Annotated in this window: 20 protein-coding genes; 18 read left to right on the forward strand and 2 right to left on the reverse strand. The window is 61.8% G+C overall.

The features are described from left to right. Positions 1 to 131: 131 nt before the first annotated feature. Positions 132 to 2,921, forward strand: coding sequence for a DNA gyrase subunit A (gyrA, locus tag AC3EML_RS19715; RefSeq protein ID WP_023696506.1), 2,790 nt, complete (start codon positions 132 to 134; stop codon positions 2,919 to 2,921). Positions 2,922 to 2,977: 56 nt separating this feature from the next. On the opposite strand, the gene AC3EML_RS19720 is transcribed toward gyrA, so the two are convergent. Next, positions 2,978 to 3,124: a hypothetical protein gene (locus AC3EML_RS19720; protein ID WP_023670953.1), complete on the reverse strand. Its 147-nt coding sequence runs from the start codon at positions 3,122 to 3,124 to the stop codon at positions 2,978 to 2,980. 194 nt (positions 3,125 to 3,318) lie between these two features. On the opposite strand from AC3EML_RS19720, the gene coaD reads away from it, so the two are divergent. From coaD to tgt, 7 genes are all read left to right on the forward strand, one after another. Continuing rightward, entirely contained in the window at positions 3,319 to 3,819 is a 501-nt protein-coding gene (gene coaD / locus AC3EML_RS19725) for a pantetheine-phosphate adenylyltransferase (RefSeq protein ID WP_023670954.1), read from the forward strand. Positions 3,820 to 3,988: 169 nt separating this feature from the next. After that, positions 3,989 to 4,483, forward strand: coding sequence for a peptidylprolyl isomerase (locus tag AC3EML_RS19730; protein ID WP_245259922.1), 495 nt, complete (start codon positions 3,989 to 3,991; stop codon positions 4,481 to 4,483). Between the two features lie 43 nt (positions 4,484 to 4,526). Continuing rightward, positions 4,527 to 5,039, forward strand: coding sequence for a peptidylprolyl isomerase (locus tag AC3EML_RS19735; protein ID WP_023693397.1), 513 nt, complete (start codon positions 4,527 to 4,529; stop codon positions 5,037 to 5,039). 12 nt (positions 5,040 to 5,051) lie between these two features. Next, the gene (locus AC3EML_RS19740) at positions 5,052 to 5,501 is read left to right on the forward strand and encodes a DMT family transporter (RefSeq protein ID WP_023693398.1); all 450 of its coding nucleotides are present in this window, start codon (positions 5,052 to 5,054) and stop codon (positions 5,499 to 5,501) included. After that, positions 5,501 to 6,589 carry a tRNA preQ1(34) S-adenosylmethionine ribosyltransferase-isomerase QueA gene (gene queA / locus AC3EML_RS19745; RefSeq protein ID WP_023700784.1) on the forward strand — a complete coding sequence of 363 codons (1,089 nt, stop codon included), beginning with the start codon at positions 5,501 to 5,503 and terminating at the stop codon, positions 6,587 to 6,589. The genes AC3EML_RS19740 and queA overlap by 1 nt, the downstream gene beginning before the upstream one ends. Next, on the forward strand, positions 6,579 to 6,848 hold the full coding sequence (locus tag AC3EML_RS19750) for a hypothetical protein (RefSeq protein ID WP_023684641.1): 270 nt from the start codon (positions 6,579 to 6,581) through the stop codon (positions 6,846 to 6,848). Before queA ends, AC3EML_RS19750 begins: the two co-directional genes overlap by 11 nt. Then, positions 6,841 to 7,971 carry a tRNA guanosine(34) transglycosylase Tgt gene (gene tgt / locus AC3EML_RS19755; protein WP_023706199.1) on the forward strand — a complete coding sequence of 377 codons (1,131 nt, stop codon included), beginning with the start codon at positions 6,841 to 6,843 and terminating at the stop codon, positions 7,969 to 7,971. Before AC3EML_RS19750 ends, tgt begins: the two co-directional genes overlap by 8 nt. A gap of 6 nt (positions 7,972 to 7,977) precedes the next feature. On the opposite strand, the gene AC3EML_RS19760 is transcribed toward tgt, so the two are convergent. Then, entirely contained in the window at positions 7,978 to 8,400 is a 423-nt protein-coding gene (locus AC3EML_RS19760; RefSeq protein ID WP_352520288.1) for a DUF4864 domain-containing protein, read from the reverse strand. Between the two features lie 192 nt (positions 8,401 to 8,592). Here AC3EML_RS19760 and AC3EML_RS19765 point away from each other — a divergent pair, with 192 nt between their 5' ends. From AC3EML_RS19765 to glpD, 10 genes are all read left to right on the forward strand, one after another. After that, a complete protein-coding gene (locus AC3EML_RS19765; protein ID WP_023730150.1) occupies positions 8,593 to 9,204 on the forward strand; it encodes a DsbA family protein in 612 nt (203 codons plus the stop codon). A gap of 68 nt (positions 9,205 to 9,272) precedes the next feature. Beyond that, a complete protein-coding gene (locus tag AC3EML_RS19770) occupies positions 9,273 to 9,509 on the forward strand; it encodes an Lrp/AsnC family transcriptional regulator (RefSeq protein WP_023670963.1) in 237 nt (78 codons plus the stop codon). A 306-nt stretch (positions 9,510 to 9,815) separates the two neighbouring features. Then, positions 9,816 to 11,228, forward strand: a complete 1,413-nt coding sequence (locus AC3EML_RS19775; protein WP_023670964.1) for a circularly permuted type 2 ATP-grasp protein — start codon at positions 9,816 to 9,818, stop codon at positions 11,226 to 11,228. 131 nt (positions 11,229 to 11,359) lie between these two features. Further along, on the forward strand, positions 11,360 to 12,301 hold the full coding sequence (locus tag AC3EML_RS19780; RefSeq protein WP_023670965.1) for an alpha-E domain-containing protein: 942 nt from the start codon (positions 11,360 to 11,362) through the stop codon (positions 12,299 to 12,301). A gap of 85 nt (positions 12,302 to 12,386) precedes the next feature. Continuing rightward, positions 12,387 to 13,181, forward strand: coding sequence for a transglutaminase family protein (locus AC3EML_RS19785; protein WP_023670966.1), 795 nt, complete (start codon positions 12,387 to 12,389; stop codon positions 13,179 to 13,181). 32 nt (positions 13,182 to 13,213) lie between these two features. After that, a complete protein-coding gene (locus tag AC3EML_RS19790; protein ID WP_460221998.1) occupies positions 13,214 to 13,945 on the forward strand; it encodes a proteasome-type protease in 732 nt (243 codons plus the stop codon). Positions 13,946 to 14,034: 89 nt separating this feature from the next. After that, positions 14,035 to 15,450 carry a pyridoxal phosphate-dependent decarboxylase family protein gene (locus tag AC3EML_RS19795; RefSeq protein ID WP_352520289.1) on the forward strand — a complete coding sequence of 472 codons (1,416 nt, stop codon included), beginning with the start codon at positions 14,035 to 14,037 and terminating at the stop codon, positions 15,448 to 15,450. Between the two features lie 14 nt (positions 15,451 to 15,464). Then, a complete protein-coding gene (locus AC3EML_RS19800) occupies positions 15,465 to 15,911 on the forward strand; it encodes a hypothetical protein (protein ID WP_155923318.1) in 447 nt (148 codons plus the stop codon). A gap of 115 nt (positions 15,912 to 16,026) precedes the next feature. Beyond that, positions 16,027 to 16,794, forward strand: a complete 768-nt coding sequence (locus tag AC3EML_RS19805; protein ID WP_023670971.1) for a DeoR/GlpR family DNA-binding transcription regulator — start codon at positions 16,027 to 16,029, stop codon at positions 16,792 to 16,794. Between the two features lie 117 nt (positions 16,795 to 16,911). Next, a complete protein-coding gene (gene glpD / locus AC3EML_RS19810; RefSeq protein ID WP_352520290.1) occupies positions 16,912 to 18,432 on the forward strand; it encodes a glycerol-3-phosphate dehydrogenase in 1,521 nt (506 codons plus the stop codon). The last annotated feature ends 38 nt before the right edge of the window (positions 18,433 to 18,470 follow it).

Raw genomic sequence — 18,470 nt, forward strand, 5'->3', positions numbered from 1 at the left:
TCGTCGCAATCAGCTTTATCCATTTGAAATTGCCACTGAAATTGTCGTTGGAAAAGCACCACGAATATTGGAGTTTCGGCCGTGCTTCCTATATAAGCGGTCAGTGATTCCTGATTAGATTGTGATCCGATTTGACCGACCAAAAACCCCCGCGCGGCGCCGACGGCGGCCCTACCGGCATCGAGCCCATCTCCATCATCGAGGAGATGCAGAGCTCCTACCTCTCTTATGCCATGAGCGTCATCGTCAGCCGTGCGCTGCCCGATGTACGCGACGGCCTGAAGCCGGTTCACCGCCGCATTCTCTATGCGGCGCATGAGAGCGGTTACCACTGGAACCGCAAATATGTGAAGTCGGCCCGCCCGGTCGCCGACGTGATGGGTAAATACCATCCGCATGGCGACGCCTCGATCTACGACGCCTTGGTGCGCATGGCGCAGGACTGGTCGCTGCGCGTTCCGCTGATCGACGGGCAGGGTAATTTCGGCTCCATCGACGGCGATCCGCCGGCGGCGATGCGCTACACCGAATCGCGGCTGACCAAGGTCGCGCATGAACTCTTGGAGGACATCGACAAGGAAACCGTCGATTTCCAGGAGACTTATGACGCATCCGACACCGAACCGAAGGTGCTGCCGGCCCGCTTCCCCAACCTTCTGGTCAACGGTTCCGGCGGCATTGCCGTCGGCATGGCCACCAATATTCCGCCGCATAATCTGGCCGAGATCTGCAACGGCGCCATCGCCATCATCGACAATCCGGCGATCGATTTGCCGGCGCTGATGGAGATCATTCCGGGTCCCGATTTCCCGACCGGCGGCATCGTGCTCGGCCGTTCCGGCATCTACAGCGCCTATGCGACTGGCCGTGGCTCCATCGTCATGCGCGGCAAGGTCAATGTCGAACAGCGCGGAAACGACCGTGAATCGATCATCATCACGGAAGTCCCGTACCAGGTGAACAAGGCCTCGATGATCGAGAAAATGGCCGAGCTGGTGCGCGACAAGCGCATCGAAGGCATTTCCGACATTCGCGACGAAAGCGACCGCCAGGGCTACCGCGTCGTCATCGAGCTGAAGCGCGACGCTGTCGCCGACGTCATTCTCAACCAGCTTTACCGCTTCACGCCGCTGCAGACCTCCTTCGGCGCCAATATGGTGGCGCTGAACGGCGGCAAGCCGGAAGTGATGAACCTGACCGACATGCTGAAGGCGTTTGTCAGCTTCCGCGAAGAGGTGATTAGCCGGCGCACGAAATTCCTGCTGCGCAAGGCGCGCGACCGCGCCCACGTGCTGGTCGGCCTCGCCATCGCCGTCGCCAACATCGACGAAGTGATCAAGCTGATCCGCACCGCGCCCGATCCGCAGACGGCGCGCGAGCAGTTGATGGAGCGGCGCTGGCCCTCCGGGGACGTGGAGTCATTGATTCTGCTTATCGACGATCCGCGCCATCGCATCAATGAGGATGGCACCTACAACCTCTCCGAGGAACAGGCGCGCGCAATCCTCGAACTGCGCCTGCAGCGCCTGACCGCGCTCGGCCGTGACGAAATCGCCGACGAGCTGAACACGATCGGCGACGAGATCAAGGATTACCTCGACATTCTGTCGTCCCGCGCCCGCATCCAGCAGATCGTCAAGGACGAGCTTGCCGCCGTGCGCGACGAGTTCGGCACGCCGCGCCGCACCGAGCTCACCGACGGCGGCGCCGACATGGAAGACGAGGACCTGATCCAGCGCGAGGACATGGTCGTCACCGTCAGCCATTCCGGCTACATCAAGCGCGTGCCGCTGTCGCTCTACCGGGCGCAACGCCGCGGCGGCAAGGGCCGCTCCGGTATGTCGACCAAGGAAGAGGATTTCGTCACCCGGCTGTTTGTGGCCAACACGCATACGCCGGTGCTGTTCTTCTCCTCGCGCGGCATCGTCTACAAGGAAAAGGTCTGGCGGCTGCCAATCGGCAATCCGCAGTCGCGCGGCAAGGCGCTGATCAACATGCTGCCGCTGGAGCAGGGCGAGCGCATCACCACCATCATGCCGCTGCCCGAGGACGAGACCAGCTGGGGCGAACTCGACGTCATGTTCGCCACCACGCGCGGCACCGTGCGCCGCAACAAGCTGTCCGAATTCGTCCAGGTCAACCGCAATGGCAAGATCGCCATGAAGCTGGAGGAGGAGGGCGACGAGATTCTCGGCGTCGAGACCTGCACAGACAATGACGATGTGCTTTTGACCGCCAGCTCCGGCCAGTGCATCCGCTTCCGCGTTGGCGATGTGCGCGTCTTCCAGAGCCGCAATTCGGTCGGCGTGCGCGGCATAAGCATGGCCGAGACCGACCGCATCATCTCCATGTCGGTGATCGAGCATGTCGATGCTTCACCGGCGGAACGCTCCGCCTACCTCAAGCGGGCAGCACTGGAGCGGCGGCTTGCCGCCGAGGTGACCGGCGAGGAAGAAGAGATTGCACTCACCAATGAGGAGATTGGCGAGGAGACCGAGCTTTCCGACAGCCGTTACGAAGAGCTCAAGGCGCATGAGCAGTATGTGCTGACGGTGACCGAATATGGCTACGGCAAGCGCTCGTCATCCTACGATTTCCGCCTGACCGGACGCGGCGGCAAAGGCATCCGCGCCACCGACGTGTCGAAGGTGGCCGAGATCGGCCAGCTGGTGGCGACTTTCCCGGTCGGCAATGACGACCAGATCATGCTGGTTTCGGATGGCGGCACGGTCATCCGGGTGCCGGTCAACGGTATCCGTTTCGCCAGCCGCGCCACCAAGGGCGTGACCATCTTCAACACCGCCGAAGGCGAGAAGGTGGTTTCGGTCGAACGGATTTCGGAGCCGCAGGCCGACGAGGATGTCGAAGAGGGTGTCATTGAGGCCGGCGCCGGAGATGCCGTACCGGACAGCACCGAATAGGTTTGAGCAACAACGCCGGCCCGATGGGCCGGCGCAAACAAGAAACTAGCAATAAATCAGGGGCGACGGTGGGGCCAGCGAGCGCCGAAACCTTCGAACCGCTTTGTGCGGACACGGACGCGCTCTGCCTCGCTATGCAATCCGAATGCGGTGGCGATCAGCATGGCGACGGTCATTGCGGTGGCGAGCATGTAGATCAGCATGTGCGTGTTCTCCTGCGCCTATCCAACGGTTAGATCGGGTTTTGGTTTCATCTTCCGAAGTGCAAACTAGCGAACGCGGCGTGAAGTCTTCGTGATCAAGGCATTCATCTGTCGTTCATGTCTGCGAAAAGGTTCACGCAGATGTTCCCAATCGCATTTGCCTTCCGCCCAATGCCCCGCTAGAAGCACCTCCCATGACCGATCGCATCGCCCTTTATGCCGGCTCCTTCGACCCGCTGACCAACGGCCATCTCGATGTCCTGAAGGCATCGCTGGCTGTCGCCGACACGGTTTATGCGGCGATCGGCACTCACCCCGGCAAGACGCCGCTGTTTTCCTTCGACGAACGGGTGAAGCTGATCGAGGCCGCGACCAAGGCCGAATTCGGCCGCGACGGCGACCGTATCAAGGTCGTCGCCTTTGACGGGCTGGTCATCGACGCGGCCCGCAAGCATGGCGCCTCGATCATGATCCGCGGCCTGCGCGACGGCACCGATCTCGATTACGAGATGCAGATGGCTGGAATGAACGAGACCATGGCGCCGGAACTGCAGACGGTTTTTCTGCCCGCCAGCCCATCGGTACGCACCATTACCGCCACACTTGTGCGCCAGATAGCCTCGATGGGCGGCGACATCCGTCCGTTCGTGCCGGCCGCCGTTGCCGGTGCGCTCACCGCCAAATTCGCGAAATAGTGCATGTCGCCCCAAAGTGGATGCCGGTTTTTGGGGCAACGACATGCACCCTAACAAAGACCTTCGGAGATCCCTTATGCAGCTGAAAAAGCTCGCCTCGTTCCTCGTCGTGCTTGCCGGTCTCGTGACCGCATCCGTTTCGGCCTTCGCCGCCGAACCGGAAAACACCATGGTCATCACCTTGAAGAACGGCGACGTCACCGTCGCGCTACGCCCCGACCTGGCGCCCAAGCATGTCGCCCAGATCAAGAAGCTGGTGCGCGAAGGGGCTTATAACGATGTCGCATTCCACCGCGTCATCAACGGCTTTATGGCGCAGACCGGCGACGTCAAGTTCGGCAACATGAAGAAGGGGTTCAGCCCCGAGGCCGTCGGCACCGGCGGTTCAGACCTGCCCGACCTGCCGGCGGAATTCTCGCAGAGCGAACATTTCAAGCGCGGCACGCTCGGTATGGCCCGTTCGCAGGACCCGAACTCCGCCAATTCGCAGTTCTTCATCATGTTCGCGCCGGCGCCGAACCTCGATGGCCAGTACACCATCGTCGGCAATGTCGTCAGCGGCATAGAGCTGGTGGACAAGATCAAGAAGGGCAACGAGGCGGACAATGGCACGGTCAGTGAGCCCGACCGCATGATCAAAGTACGCATCGCCGCCGACAAGTAAACCTCTCAATTCATTCTGTTTTCTGAGATAAAGGATATCCGACATGGCTGAGATCAAGGACCGCGAAAACGCGCTCATCCTGGAAACGACCAAGGGCAAGGTCGTCATCGAACTGTTCCCCGACCTGGCCCCGGGCCACGTCGCCCGGATCAAGGAACTGGCCCGCGAAGGCGCCTATGACGGCGTGGTTTTCCACCGCGTCATCGAAGGCTTCATGGCGCAGACCGGCGACGTGAAGTTCGGCAATTCGTCGAAGCCGACCTTCGCGCCTTCGCGTGCGGGCATGGGCGGCTCGGAAAAGCCGGACCTGAAGGCTGAGTTCTCCAACGCCAACCATGGCCGCGGCACCTGCTCGATGGCCCGTTCGCAGAACCCGAACTCGGCCAATTCGCAGTTCTTCATCTGCTTCGACGATGCCGCTTTCCTCAACCGCCAGTACACGGTCTGGGGCCAGGTCATCGAAGGCATGGACAATGTCGACAAGATCAAGCGCGGCGAGCCGGTGGTCGATCCCGACAAGATCGTGTCGCTGAAGGTCGCGGCCGACGTCAGGTAAGGACAAACGAAGATGATGGGCGTGGTCTGGTCGCTGCTCGGCATCCTGTCAGGCGCCTTCATCGCCGTCCAGGCGCCGATCAACTCGCAGCTGGCGCGCGGCCTGGGGCTCCCGGTCGCGGCTGCTGCGTTTTCGTTCCTGTCGGGCGCGATCGTGCTTGGTATCATCTCCATTGCCGTTGTGCGGCTGCAGGACATCTCGCTCGACTGGAAGGCGCCTGCGCCTTGGCTGTTCATCGCCGGCGGCATGCTCGGCGGTTTCTATGTCACCCTGTCGACCATTCTTACGCCGCGCATCGGTGCAGCCGCGCTGATGGCGTTCCTGGTTGCCGGCCAGCTGCTGGCCGGCATGCTGATCGATCGGGTCGGCTTCCTCGGCGTGGCGGTGCGCGAGATTTCGCTCGGCCGCATCGCCGGCGCGGTGCTGCTCTTGGCCGGAGCACTGCTCGTCCGGCTCTACTGATGCGCGTCGATCTCTTCGACTTCGACCTGCCGGAGGAGCGCATCGCGCTGCGCCCGGCCGAGCCGCGCGACAGCGCAAAAATGCTCGTGGTCAGGCCGGGCGAGGGTCTTTCGGACCGCGCGGTTGGCGACCTGCCGTCCTTGCTCAACGCCGGCGACGTGCTGGTCTTCAACGACACCAAGGTCATTCCTGCCCAGTTGAGAGGCATAAGGCGGCGCGGCGAAGCGCAGGCGCAGGTCGACGCCACGCTGCATATGCGCATGGCGCCGGACCGCTGGCTGGCCTTCATGCGGCCGGGCAAGCGCATCGCCGCCGGCGACCGCATCCATTTCGGCCATGACGGCAATTCCTGTTTCCTCGGTCAGCTCGATGCCACGGTGATCGAGAAGGGCGATGCCGGCGAGGTGCTGCTCGGTTTCGACCTGTCGGGGCCGTTTCTCGACGAGGCGCTGCATGCCGTCGGCCACATCCCGCTGCCGCCCTATATCGCCTCCAAGCGCAACGACGACGCGCGCGACCTGACGGATTACCAGACCATCTATGCCAAGGAGGAGGGCGCAGTCGCTGCCCCCACCGCAGGCCTGCATTTCACGCCGGAGCTGTTTGCGGCGCTCGACGCTAAAGCCATCGAACGCCGCTTCGTCACCTTGCATGTCGGTGCAGGCACCTTCCTGCCGGTCAAGGCGGACGATACCGCTGACCACAAGATGCATGCCGAGACCGGCTCGGTCAGCGAAGCAACAGCCGACGCTCTGAATGGCGCCAAGGCGCGGGGCGGGCGTATCATCGCTGTCGGCACGACCTCGCTGCGCCTGCTGGAGAGCGCGGCACGGCCTGATGGCTCGCTGACCGCCTGGTCCGGCCCGACCGACATCTTCATCACGCCGGGCTATCGGTTCAAGACCGCCGACCTGCTGATGACGAACTTTCATCTGCCGCGTTCGACGCTGTTCATGCTGGTTTCGGCCTTCAGCGGCCTAGATACGATGCGTGCGGCCTATGCTCATGCCATCGAGAACCGTTACAGATTCTACTCCTATGGAGACGCAAGCCTGCTTTATCGAGCGGAGATGAGCGATGGACGATGATCTGCAAGCCTTTGATCGCGAGAGCCTGATCGCTGAAGTGAAGAAATTGCGTGCCGGCATTCGCCAGCACCGCGATTCTACCGGCCATGATTTATGCTGGCATCATCCCAACCTGTGGGACCTGCTGCCGGAAAAGACCGATCCATCGATTGCCGTGCCGCCATGGCCGAAATTCATGCGCGGCTGCATCCAATACCGCCAGTCGCTCGACAGGCAGGCGCCAGGCGCGCCTGTCCATGACAAGGAATTCAATGGCTGAGACATTCACCTTCAAGATCCTCGCCACCGACGGCAAGGCGCGGCGCGGTTCCATCACCATGCCGCGCGGCGAAATCCGCACGCCGGCCTTCATGCCGGTCGGCACCGGCGGCACGGTCAAGGCCATGTATATGGACCAGGTGCGCGGCGTCGGCGCCGACATCATCCTGGGCAATACCTATCATCTGATGCTGCGCCCCGGCGCCGAGCGCGTGGCGCGGCTTGGTGGGTTGCATGAATTCGCCCGCTGGCCGCAGCCGATCCTGACCGACAGTGGCGGTTTTCAGGTCATGTCGCTGTCGAAGCTCAGAAAATTGACCGAGAAGGGCGTCACCTTTCGCTCGCACATTGACGGCGCTGCCTACGAGATGTCGCCGGAGCGCTCGATCGAGATCCAGGGCCTGCTCGATTCCGACATCCAGATGCAGCTCGACGAATGCACAGCGCTGCCGGCCGACCTCAAGCAGATCGAGCGCGCGATGGAGCTGTCGCTGCGCTGGGCCGAGCGCTGCAAGACAGCGTTCGGCGATCAGCCCGGCAAGGCGATGTTCGGCATCGTCCAGGGTGGCGACAACGCAGCTCTCAGGGTGCGTTCGGCGCAGGCGCTGAGCGCGATGGAGCTGAAGGGCTATGCGGTCGGCGGCCTGGCCGTCGGCGAACCGCAAGCGGTGATGCTGGATATGCTGGAGATCACCTGTCCGGAATTGCCTGACAACAAGCCTCGATATCTCATGGGCGTCGGCACGCCGGACGACATCGTGAAATCGGTGGCGCGCGGCATCGACATGTTCGACTGCGTGATGCCGACCCGCGCCGGCCGCCATGGCCTGGCCTATACCAGGCGCGGCAAGGTCAATCTCAGGAATGCCCGCCATGCGGACGATCCGCGGCCGCTGGACGAGGAGAGTGACTGCCCGGCCGCGCGCGACTATTCACGCGCGTATCTGCATCATCTCGTGCGCTCGCAGGAGGCGCTGGGCGCGATGCTTCTGACCTGGAACAACCTGTCTTACTATCAGAAGCTGATGCAGGACGTTCGCGCCGCGATCGAGGCAAAGGCCTTCGAGGCGCGCACATCAGACATTTCAGAGGGATGGGCGAGGGGCGATATTCCGGTGCTATAAGCACATCTAGGTGCTGAGCGAATTCGCTGCGCGCAAGCTGCAGCCGGTGATCTGAAAGCTGCCGTCGGGCTGCTGTTCCAGCGTGTAGACCGCCTCATAGTCCTTGCCGTCGGGTCCGACGATCAGCACTTGCTGGATTATCGAAGTTGGCCCCATCTGCTCGACCTTGCCGAAGGAATAGCTCTGCGGCTGGCGCACCGGCGGATAGCCGTTGGTCACCATGTTCATGAAGGTGTCGATGGTCGGAAAGATGCGCTTCACATTTGGAGCGGCGAAACTGTACGCCTTGGCGCCATCATTGGCGATGAGCGCCTTCAACTGACCATCGATGACGGCCTGGCCGGCCTTGACTTCGGCGTCGCCGGCAAGGGCTGCCGAGACGAACAACGCGAACAGCAATGAAACGACTGCGAATGCGATGCGGCGCATGGCCTGTCTCCATTGTCCTCAACAAAACCTGTCCCAGGACGCATCATACCATACGCTTGGCGGAGCCTCACGGTTTCAGCAACCGCAATATTTGCCACGCAAGTGCCACAAGATCATGCTTAAGCCTCCTTTAACGCGGGGCGCGCATCGTAGGGACGGGTGGGGACCCGTTCGCGCAACCAGGGGACGACCATGTTCAAGCAGCCGATCGACCGGCGCCTTTTGCTGAAGGGCGCGGCAAGCCTCGCAGTTTTGGCTCCCTTGCCCGCCTGGGCAAGCACTGGGCCGACCGTCACGGAAGTCGCCTTCGACCCCGCCATTCCAGCGCTCGGCAACCCCGATGGCGATGTCACCATCGCCGAATTCGTCGACTATCAGTGCCCGATCTGCAAACTCGTTTTCGTCGAGCTGAAGAAGTTGATGGAAGAGGACAGCGGCATTCGGCTTGTGATGAAGGACTGGCCGATCTTCGGCGACGTGTCGCGCGACGCGGCGCGGGTGACGCTGCTGAGCGGCGAACAATATGCCGCGGCGGTCGATGCGCTGATGACCAACCAGCGCGGCCTTTCGGAACGCCGCACCAACGACATCCTTTCTTCCGTCGGTGTCGATGTGGCGATGGTGCGTGCCGACCTCGCCATCCGTGAACCCGACATCGACGCTGCCCTTGTCCGCACCGAAGCCCAGGCGACGGCTTTCAAGCTGCGCGGCACGCCAGCCCTGGTCATCGGCGGCAACTTGTACCGGCGCGGCATGCCCGTGTCCGAACTGAGACAAGCCGTCGCCAAGGCCCGCTCCGCCTGATGCTTGAAAGCCGGGCGGCAGTCTGCCACAAGGGCCGCTTGAGTGCTGAAGCTTGATCGGGACCGGCAATGAAGACGTTTTTCATGCAGATAAAGTGCGATCTGGGCAAGTCCTATGAGGTCGCCAGCGCGCTCGCCGATGCCGAAATCGCCTCGGAGATCTACTCGACCGCCGGCAATTACGACTTGCTTGCCAAATTCTACGTCGACGACGAGGAAGATGTCGGCCACTTCGTCAACGAGAAAGTGCAGATTATTCCCGGAATCAAGGACACCTTCACGGTCGTCACTTTCCGCGCATTCTAAAGCAATTCCAGGAAAAGTGTGAAGCGGTTTTCCGTCCGGAATTGCGGCAAAGCAAAAGCCATGGCAGGTCGCCGTTTCCATGAAACGGTGAACTGCTATGGCCGCATCAGGCACTTGCCCGGTGAACTGCTAGAGCCGCATCAGGCACTTGCCCGGCGACAAGGCAGAGCCTGATTAAGGTCCTGTTCCGACTGCCCGAATTTTGGGCAGTCGGAACATACTGATCGCCGATATCCTCCAAATCACCGATTGCGCTTGATTTTCTCCCGCGACGCCAGTGAAATGGCGTCACAGGGGAGTATGCGATTGGCAGCGTTCGATGAAATGCTTCCGGAAGTTTCCGGGCTTAGACAACCGTATACGGCTTACGACCGCTGGCTGAAGGAGCAGGACCCGGCCAGGCTTACCGAAAAGATGCAGGACGCCGAGCGCGTCTTCCGCAAGACCGGCATTACCTTCGCCGTCTATGGCGAGCAGGAAGCCTCCGAGCGGCTGATCCCCTTCGACATCGTGCCGCGCATCATCTCCGGCAATGAATGGCGAAGGCTGACGCAAGGCATCGAGCAGCGCGTGCAGGCGCTGAACGCTTTCCTCGACGACATTTACCACCGCCAGGAAATCCTGCGCGCCGGCCGCGTGCCGAGGGAGCTGATCGCCAGGAACGAGGCGTTCCTGCCGGAAATGATCGGAGTGCGGCCACCGGCCGGCGTCTACACCCACATTATCGGCGTCGATATCGTCCGCATCTCGGAGAACGAGTTCTACGTGCTGGAGGACAATGCGCGCACGCCGTCGGGGGTCTCCTACATGCTGGAGAACCGCGAGACGATGATGCAGCTCTTTCCCGAGCTGTTCCAGCAGATCAAGGTGCGGCCGGTGGAGAATTATCCGCAATTGCTGCGCCAGTCGCTGGCGGCAGTGCGGCCGCAAAGCACCAAGGGCGCACCGACCATTGCCGTGCTGACGCCGGGCAGCTTCAACTCCGCCTATTTCGAACATGCCTTCCTCGCCGACCAGATGGGCGTGCAACTGGTCGAAGGCCAGGATCTGCGCGTTGTAGACGGCCACGTCGCCATGCGCACGACCGAAGGCTACAAGCAGATCGACGTGCTTTACCGGCGCGTCGACGATTCCTTCCTCGATCCGCTGACCTTCCGGCCGGACTCGGCCCTTGGCGTGCCCGGCATCATGGACGTCTACCGCGCCGGCAACATCACCATCGCCAACGCGCCGGGAACCGGCATCGCCGACGACAAGGCGATTTATTCCTACATGCCCGACATCGTCGAGTTCTACACCGGCCGCAAGGCCATCCTCGGCAACATCCCGACCTGGCGCTGCTCGGAGCCCGACAGCCTGAAATACGTGCTCGAACACATCCATGAGCTGGTCATCAAGGAAGTGCACGGCTCCGGCGGCTACGGCATGCTGGTCGGCCCGGCTGCGACCAAGAAGGAATGCCAGGATTTCGCCAAGAAGCTGCAGGCGAAGCCCTCCAACTACATCGCCCAGCCGACGCTGGCGCTGTCGACTTGCCCGATCCTGACAGAAAAAGGCCTGTCGCCGCGCCATGTCGATCTCAGGCCCTATGTTCTGGTCTCCGACCGAATCCAGATCGTTCCCGGCGGCTTGACGCGGGTGGCGCTGAAGGAGGGGTCGTTGGTCGTGAATTCCTCGCAAGGCGGCGGCACGAAGGATACGTGGGTGTTGGACGATTAGGTAGGGAATAGGGCAGTAGGCAGTAGGCAGTAGGCAGTAGAGGGACAAGAAATGCCATATTCCACAGAGATTCAAATGCTTACTAATCCCTACTCACTATTCCCTACTCACTAGCCCGAAGGCCACTTCACATGCTTCTCGGCCGCACCGCCAACGGGCTCTACTGGATGAACCGCTATATCGAGCGGGCGGAAAACATGGCGCGTCTGGTCGATGCCGGCCTTCGCATGGCGCTGACCCGCACCCAGAGCGCGTCGGAAGAGTGGAATTCGGTGCTGCTCAGCGCCGGCTCCGACGTCACCTTCACGCAGAAATACAAGGACTATACCGCCGCCAACGTCGCCGACTTCCTGCTGCGCGACACCTCGAACCCGTCGAGCACGATGTCGGCGATCGAGACCGCTCGCAACAATGCCCGCATGGTGCGCACCGCGCTGACGCGCGAGACCTGGGAGAGCATCAACGAAGCCTGGATGGCGCTGAAGCGCATGCTGGCAAAGCCGATCGACGAGCGCGACCTGCCGAGTGTGCTCGACGCCATCAAGCGCGAGACGGCGCTGATCCGGGGCTCGTTCTATGGCACCATGCTGCGCAACGAAATCTTCGACTTCTCGCAGCTCGGCACCTATGTCGAGCGGGCCGACAACACGGCACGCATCCTCGACGTGAAATACTACGTGCTGCTGCCGTCGATCTCCTGGGTCGGCTCGAGCCTCGACAACTACCAATGGGAATCGATCCTGCGCTCGGTGTCGGCGCACCGTTCCTATCGCTGGGTCTATGAGGCCGACTACAAACCGACCAACATTGCCGACTATCTGATCCTCAATGTGCGCATGCCGCGCTCGCTGACCTTCTGTTATCGTTTTCTCGCCGAGCATCTGAAGTTCCTCGGCGACGATTATGGCGACCGTCATGCCTGCCACGCCACCGTCGACAGGACACAGGCGATGCTGCAGGCAGGGTCGATCAAGGACATATTCGACACCGGCCTGCACGAATTCCTGGCCAGGTTCATTCAAGACAACACCAAGCTTGGCGAAGAGATCGCACAAGATTACCGGTTCAATTGAGCATGATCGCGAACCGGAGGACCGCGCTAGCGACAAGTGAGACCCGGTTTTCGGATAAGATCATGCTTACAAACGGAAAATAGGCATGCGGCTCAAGATCACCCACCGTACCGAATACCGCTACGACGCGCCGGTGCACTATCTGTTGCAGCGGCTACGCCTGTTACCGGTCAGTGGCCCGACGCAGACCGTGCTGTCCTGGGCGCTGAAGATCGAGGGCGCGCGCGAGGAAGTCCGCTTTAACGACCATTTCGGCAACGATAACAGGCTGTTGAGCGTCGAGGGTGAGCGCGACTTCATCACCGTCGAGGCCTCCGGCGAGGTTGTCACGCGCGACACAGCGGGCGTCTCGGGTCCGCATCACGGCTTTGCGCCGCTGTGGCTGTTCAGCCAGGAGACAGCTTTGACCATCCCCGGCGAGGGCATAAGCGAGCTTGCCGCGGCGGTCGGCAAAGGTACCGACATCGAAAGGCTGCATCGGCTGATGGCGCTGATCGTCGAGCGCGTCGCCTACACGCCGGGCACCACCAGCGTGACGACCCCGGCGGAAGAGGCATTGGCGCTGAAGACCGGCGTTTGCCAGGATCACAGCCACATCTTTGTCACCGCAGCCCGCGTCATGGGTTTTCCGGCCCGCTATGTCAGTGGCTATCTGATGATGGATGCGGCCATCGAGCAGGCGGCAAGCCATGCCTGGGCCGAAGCCCATGTTCAGGGTCTCGGCTGGGTCGCCTTCGACGCCGCCAACGGCATTTCCCCCGATGAACGCTATGTCAGGGTAGCCACCGGCCGTGATTATCGCGACGCCTCGCCGGTGTCGGGAATTCGACTGGGACAGGCGGAGGAACAGCTTGCAGTCACCGTCACGGTAGAGCAGTAGTCTCCGGCAAGATTGCTGCCTGAAGAGATTCCATGACTTATTGCGTCGGCCTCAAGATCGATCGTGGGCTCGTGTTCATGTCGGACACGCGCACCAATGCCGGGATGGATTCGATCTCCACTTTCAAGAAGATGCATGTCTGGGAAGAGCCAGGCGAGCGCGTCATCGTACTGATGTCGGCCGGCAATCTGGCTACGACGCAGGCCGTGGTCAGCCTGCTCGACGAGCGCACCAAGGCGGTGGCGGAACGCCACGCGACGCTGCTCGAGACCCCATCCATGTACCAGACGGTGCGGCTGGTCGGCGACACCGTCAAGGAAGTCATCGCCAGCTCGTCGCCTGCCGGCGAAAAGGCGGATTCCTATTTCAACGCCTCCTTCATCCTCGGCGGCCAGATCAAGGGCAGCCCGCCACGGCTGTTCATGATCTATCCCGAGGGCAATTTCATCGAATTGACCGACGACACGCCGTTCTTCCAGATTGGCGAGACCAAATACGGCAAGCCGATCATCATCCGTGCCTATGAAAGGACGATGAGCCTGGCTGAAACGGTCAAGCTCTTGCTGGTATCGTTCGATTCGACGCTGAAATCGAACCTGTCCGTCGGCCTGCCTCTCGACCTGCTGTTCCTGGAGGAGGACACGTTCACGGTGGGTTTGAAAAAGCGCATCGGCCAGGACGATCGATATTATCGTGCTATTTCCGAAGGCTGGTCGAACGCGTTGAAGACGGCCTTTGCCAGCCTGCCGGATTTTCCGGGGTAGCGCGGGAACCTTCGTCGCGGTTGCCTGTCTCTATTTAACATGTTAATCAAAATTCAAGCGGCTGGCTGATCGGCGCGTCGGGAGGATCCATGGACAACGAGCAATTCCGCGACTGGTCGAGGCGCGCCGCCGACTGGGGCGCTGATTACCGCGCCGGCCTTCGCGATCGGCCCGTGCGACCTGCCATAGCGCCGGGCGAGATCTTCAGGAGCATCGAAGCTTCTCCGCCGGAGGCCGCGGAATCGATGGAGACGATCTTCGCCGATTTCGAAGCCAAGATCGTGCCCGGCATGACGCATTGGCAGCATCCGCGTTTCTTTGCTTATTTCCCGGCCAATGCAGCACCCGTCTCGGTGGTGGCCGAATATCTGGTCTCTGCGATGGCCGCGCAGTGCATGCTGTGGCAGACTTCGCCGGCGGCGACAGAGCTTGAGACGCGCATCGTCGACTGGATGCGCCAGGCGCTCGGCCTGCCCGAAGGCTTTTCCGGCGTGATCCAGGACTCCGCATCATCGGCGACGCTGGCCGCCGTGTTGACCATGCGCGAGCGCACGCTCGACTGGCAGGGCAACAAGAAGGGTCTTTCCGGGCAGGGCAGGCTGCGCGTCTATTCCTCCGACCAGGTGCACACCTCGATCGACCGCGCCATCTGGGTCGCCGGCATTGGCGAGGAAAACCTCGTCCGCATTCCCGTCGCCGGCACCTACCGCGCCATGGATACCGCGGCTTTGGAAGCGGCGATTGTTGCCGACCGCGCGGCCGGCCTATTGCCGGCCGGCGTCATCGCGTGCGTCGGCGGCACCAGCACCGGCGGCACCGACGACATCGCTGAAGTGGCCGCGGTGGCCAAACGCCAGGGGCTCTATCTGCATATCGACGCCGCCTGGGCCGGATCGGCGATGATCTGTCCGGAATACCGGCATTTCTGGACCGGTGTCGAGGGCGCGGACTCGATCGTCTTCAACCCGCACAAATGGCTGGGCGCGCAATTCGACTGCTCGATCCAGTTCGTCCGTCAGCCGGAGGATCTCGTGCGCACGCTGGCGATCAAGCCGGACTATCTGAAAACTCGCGGCCATGACGGCATCATCAACTACTCCGAATGGTCGGTGCCTCTCGGCCGTCGCTTCCGGGCGCTGAAGCTGTGGTTCCTGCTGCGCGCCCATGGCCTCGAGGCGCTGCGCACCATGATCCGCAATCACGTCGCCTGGAGCGAAGGCATAGCAGCGCGCCTGGCCGAGGAGGAGGATTTCGAGCTCGCCAGCCAGCCGATGCTGTCGCTGTTCTCGTTCCGGCATCGCGCCGCATCCGGCGCTGACTGCGACGAGCACAATCTGCGTCTGCTCGACGCCATCAACAATGACGGCCGTATCTACCTGACGCAGACGCGTGTCGATGGGCGGGTCGCCATCCGCTTCCAGGCAGGCCAGTTCGAGACAACCGCGGCCGATGTCGATACCGCCTTCACTGTCATCTGCGAGTGTGCAAGATCCCCGAAGGACTGACAGGGATTGCCCGGGTGGTTGCCGCCGCCGGGGCAAGCCAGCAAGGATTTGCGAGCAAGCATATGGCCGGAAGGGCTGAAGGGGTTAGCCAGAATCTGACGGGCGTCTGGAGCGGGCGCTATTTCTATCCGCGCGAACTGCCGCCGGTTTCCTTCGTTGCAACGCTGATCGAGACGGCAACCAGCTTGACGGGGATGACCCACGAACCGGCGGCGACCAGCACGGCAAGATACGCAAGCCTGCAGGGGCAGCGAGAGGGCAACGCCGTCTCCTTTACCAAGACATACGACAAGGCCCAATTGAAGGCGCACCCGATTCACTACAGCGGCATCATCAACGGTGATGCAACCGAGATCAAAGGCACTTGGCGAATCCCGGGATACTGGTCCGGCAATTTCCTGATGATCCGCTCGCCAGGTAAAGTCGCGGCTGTCACCCGCAAGGTGGCGGAGCGGGTCTGAGCCGTATCTGCCCGGTTCGCCTTTGCAATCATCGATATTTCATTAGCCGGCGTCTCCCTTTTCATTGCTTTCGTTTTCAGCTACAAACAAGAAAAACGAAAACGGGAGGTTCTCAGTGTATTTGTCGCCGCGCCATGCCGAAATCATCCAGATGGCGAAGGACCATGGCCGTGTGCTGGTCGATGACCTCGCCACGCATTTCAACGTGACGCCACAGACCATCCGCAAGGACCTCAACGATCTCTGCGACCAGCGGCTGCTGACGCGCATCCATGGCGGGGCCCTGTTCCCGTCCGGCATCGAGAACATGGAGTATGAGGCGCGCCGCAAGATTGCCGCCGACGAGAAGGAGGCCATCGGCCGCGCGGCGGCCAGGCTGATACCCGACAACGCCTCCCTGTTCATCAACATCGGCACCACGACCGAGTCGGTCAGCAAGGCGCTGCTCGACCATACCGGGCTGATGGTCATCACCAATAATATCAATGTTGCCAACAGGATGCGCATCTATCCTTCGATCGAGGTGGTAATCGCCGGCGGCGTCGTGCGTGGCTCCGACGGCGGCGTTGTCGGCGAGGCCGCGGTCGATTTCATCAGGCAGTTCAAGGTCGACTATGCGGTGATCGGCGCCTCGGCCATCGACCATGACGGCGCGTTGCTCGATTTCGACTTTCGCGAAGTGAAAGTGGCGCAAGCCATCATCGCCAATGCCAGGCATGTCATCCTGGTGTCCGACCAGACCAAGTTCGAACGCACCGCGCCGGTTCGCATCGGCCATCTCTCGCAAGTCAACACCTTCATCACCGACCGTTGTGACATCCCGTCGGTGCGCAAGATCTGCGAGGAAGCGGAGGTTCAATTGATCGAAACGTCGCTCGGCTAAGCTATCGATCACGGTCCCGTTACATTTCGTTTGACATTCGTTCTTATTTCGAAATAATCCCGCTACGGTTTCGTAAAAACCTAAAAATGCTGCAATGCGAAATCGCGGGAGGGCTTTGTGGACGCAGTCCGTGACATCTTCGTCATCGGTGGCGGCATCAATGGCTGCGGCATCGCCCGCGACGCCGTTGGGCGGGGCTTTTCGGTATTTCTGGCCGAGATGAACGATCTTGCCAGCGGAACCTCCTCCGGCTCGACCAAGCTGATCCACGGCGGTCTGCGCTACCTCGAATTCTACGAGTTCCGGCTGGTGCGCGAGGCGCTGATGGAGCGCGAGGTTCTTTGGAAGAACGCGCCGCACATCATCTGGCCGATGCGCTTCGTGCTGCCCTATGCCAAGGGCCTGCGCCCGGCCTGGCTGATCCGGCTCGGCCTGTTCCTCTACGATCATATTGGTGGCCGCAAATTGCTGCCGGCGACCCGAACACTGGACATGTCCAAGGATCCGGCGGGCAAGCCGCTGAAGCCGCTGTTTCACAAGGCCTTCGAGTACTCGGACGGCTGGGTCAACGATGCCCGGCTGGTGGTGTTGAACGCGCGTGACGCCGCCGACCGCGGCGCCACCATCCGCACCCGCACGAAAGTCGTCGGGGCGCGGCGCGAAGGCGATCTATGGGCGATCCGCGTGGAAGACGTGCGGACGGGAGATGCCGACGAGGTCAAGGCCCGGCTGCTGGTCAATGCCGCCGGTCCATGGGTCGACCACGTCCTGTCGACCACCGTGGGCCAGAACGACGTGCACAATGTGCGCCTGGTGCAGGGCAGTCATATCGTCATCAAAAAGAAGTTCGATGATCCGCGCGCCTATTTCTTCCAGAACAAGGACGGGCGCATCATCTTCGCCATCCCTTACGAGGAAGAGTTTACGCTGATCGGCACCACCGATCGCGACTATCCCGGCGATCCGCATGACGTGAAGATCAGCGACACCGAGATCGACTATCTCTGCGCGGCGGCGAGCGAATATTTTGCTGAAGCCGTGACGCGTCCCGATATCGTCTGGACCTATTCTGCCGTGCGCCCGCTCTATGACGACGGTGCTTCGAAGGCGCAGGAAGCGACCCGCGACTATGTGCTGAAAGCCGATGGCGGCGGGGGCAAGGCGCCGATCGTCAACGCTTTTGGCGGCAAGATCACCACCTACCGCCGGTTGTCGGAATCGATGCTGGAAAAGGTCGAAGGTTTTCTCGGCAAGCGCGGCAAGCCGTGGACGGCGAACGCGCCCTTGCCAGGCGGCGATTTCCCGGCCACCGGTTTCGACGCCCAGGTGGCGAAGCTGAAGAGCGCCTATCCTTTCCTCGACCAGCGCCTGGCGCGTCGGTTGACCAGGCTTTACGGCACGCGCGCGCAAGTGTTGCTCGGCCTCGCCAAGTCGAACGCCGATCTCGGCCGCAATTTCGGCGCCGATCTCTATGAGGCCGAGGTACGCTACCTCTGCGAAAACGAATGGGCGCTGACCGCCGAAGATGTATTGTGGCGTCGCACCAAGCGCGGTCTGCATCTCAGCCGCGAACAGGCCTCGGCGCTTGACGAATTCATGCGCGGCATAAGCCGGCGCCATGTCGCGGCAGCGGAATAGGGAAGGCGATTGATGCACAAAGCCTGGGAGGAGGCATC

Source organism: Mesorhizobium sp. P170090, assembly GCF_057786115.1.

Excerpts from the sequence above, each read along its gene's own strand:
- AC3EML_RS19720 (WP_023670953.1), bottom strand. The coding sequence starts at position 3,124 with ATGCTGATCTACATGCTCGCCACCGCAATGACCGTCGCCATGCTGATC.
- coaD (WP_023670954.1), top strand. The coding sequence starts at position 3,319 with ATGACCGATCGCATCGCCCTTTATGCCGGCTCCTTCGACCCGCTGACC.
- AC3EML_RS19730 (WP_245259922.1), top strand. The coding sequence starts at position 3,989 with ATGGTCATCACCTTGAAGAACGGCGACGTCACCGTCGCGCTACGCCCC.
- AC3EML_RS19735 (WP_023693397.1), top strand. The coding sequence starts at position 4,527 with ATGGCTGAGATCAAGGACCGCGAAAACGCGCTCATCCTGGAAACGACC.
- AC3EML_RS19740 (WP_023693398.1), top strand. The coding sequence starts at position 5,052 with ATGATGGGCGTGGTCTGGTCGCTGCTCGGCATCCTGTCAGGCGCCTTC.
- queA (WP_023700784.1), top strand. The coding sequence starts at position 5,501 with ATGCGCGTCGATCTCTTCGACTTCGACCTGCCGGAGGAGCGCATCGCG.
- AC3EML_RS19750 (WP_023684641.1), top strand. The coding sequence starts at position 6,579 with ATGGACGATGATCTGCAAGCCTTTGATCGCGAGAGCCTGATCGCTGAA.
- tgt (WP_023706199.1), top strand. The coding sequence starts at position 6,841 with ATGGCTGAGACATTCACCTTCAAGATCCTCGCCACCGACGGCAAGGCG.
- AC3EML_RS19760 (WP_352520288.1), bottom strand. The coding sequence starts at position 8,400 with ATGCGCCGCATCGCATTCGCAGTCGTTTCATTGCTGTTCGCGTTGTTC.
- AC3EML_RS19765 (WP_023730150.1), top strand. The coding sequence starts at position 8,593 with ATGTTCAAGCAGCCGATCGACCGGCGCCTTTTGCTGAAGGGCGCGGCA.
- AC3EML_RS19770 (WP_023670963.1), top strand. The coding sequence starts at position 9,273 with ATGAAGACGTTTTTCATGCAGATAAAGTGCGATCTGGGCAAGTCCTAT.
- AC3EML_RS19780 (WP_023670965.1), top strand. The coding sequence starts at position 11,360 with ATGCTTCTCGGCCGCACCGCCAACGGGCTCTACTGGATGAACCGCTAT.
- AC3EML_RS19785 (WP_023670966.1), top strand. The coding sequence starts at position 12,387 with ATGCGGCTCAAGATCACCCACCGTACCGAATACCGCTACGACGCGCCG.
- AC3EML_RS19790 (WP_460221998.1), top strand. The coding sequence starts at position 13,214 with ATGACTTATTGCGTCGGCCTCAAGATCGATCGTGGGCTCGTGTTCATG.
- AC3EML_RS19795 (WP_352520289.1), top strand. The coding sequence starts at position 14,035 with ATGGACAACGAGCAATTCCGCGACTGGTCGAGGCGCGCCGCCGACTGG.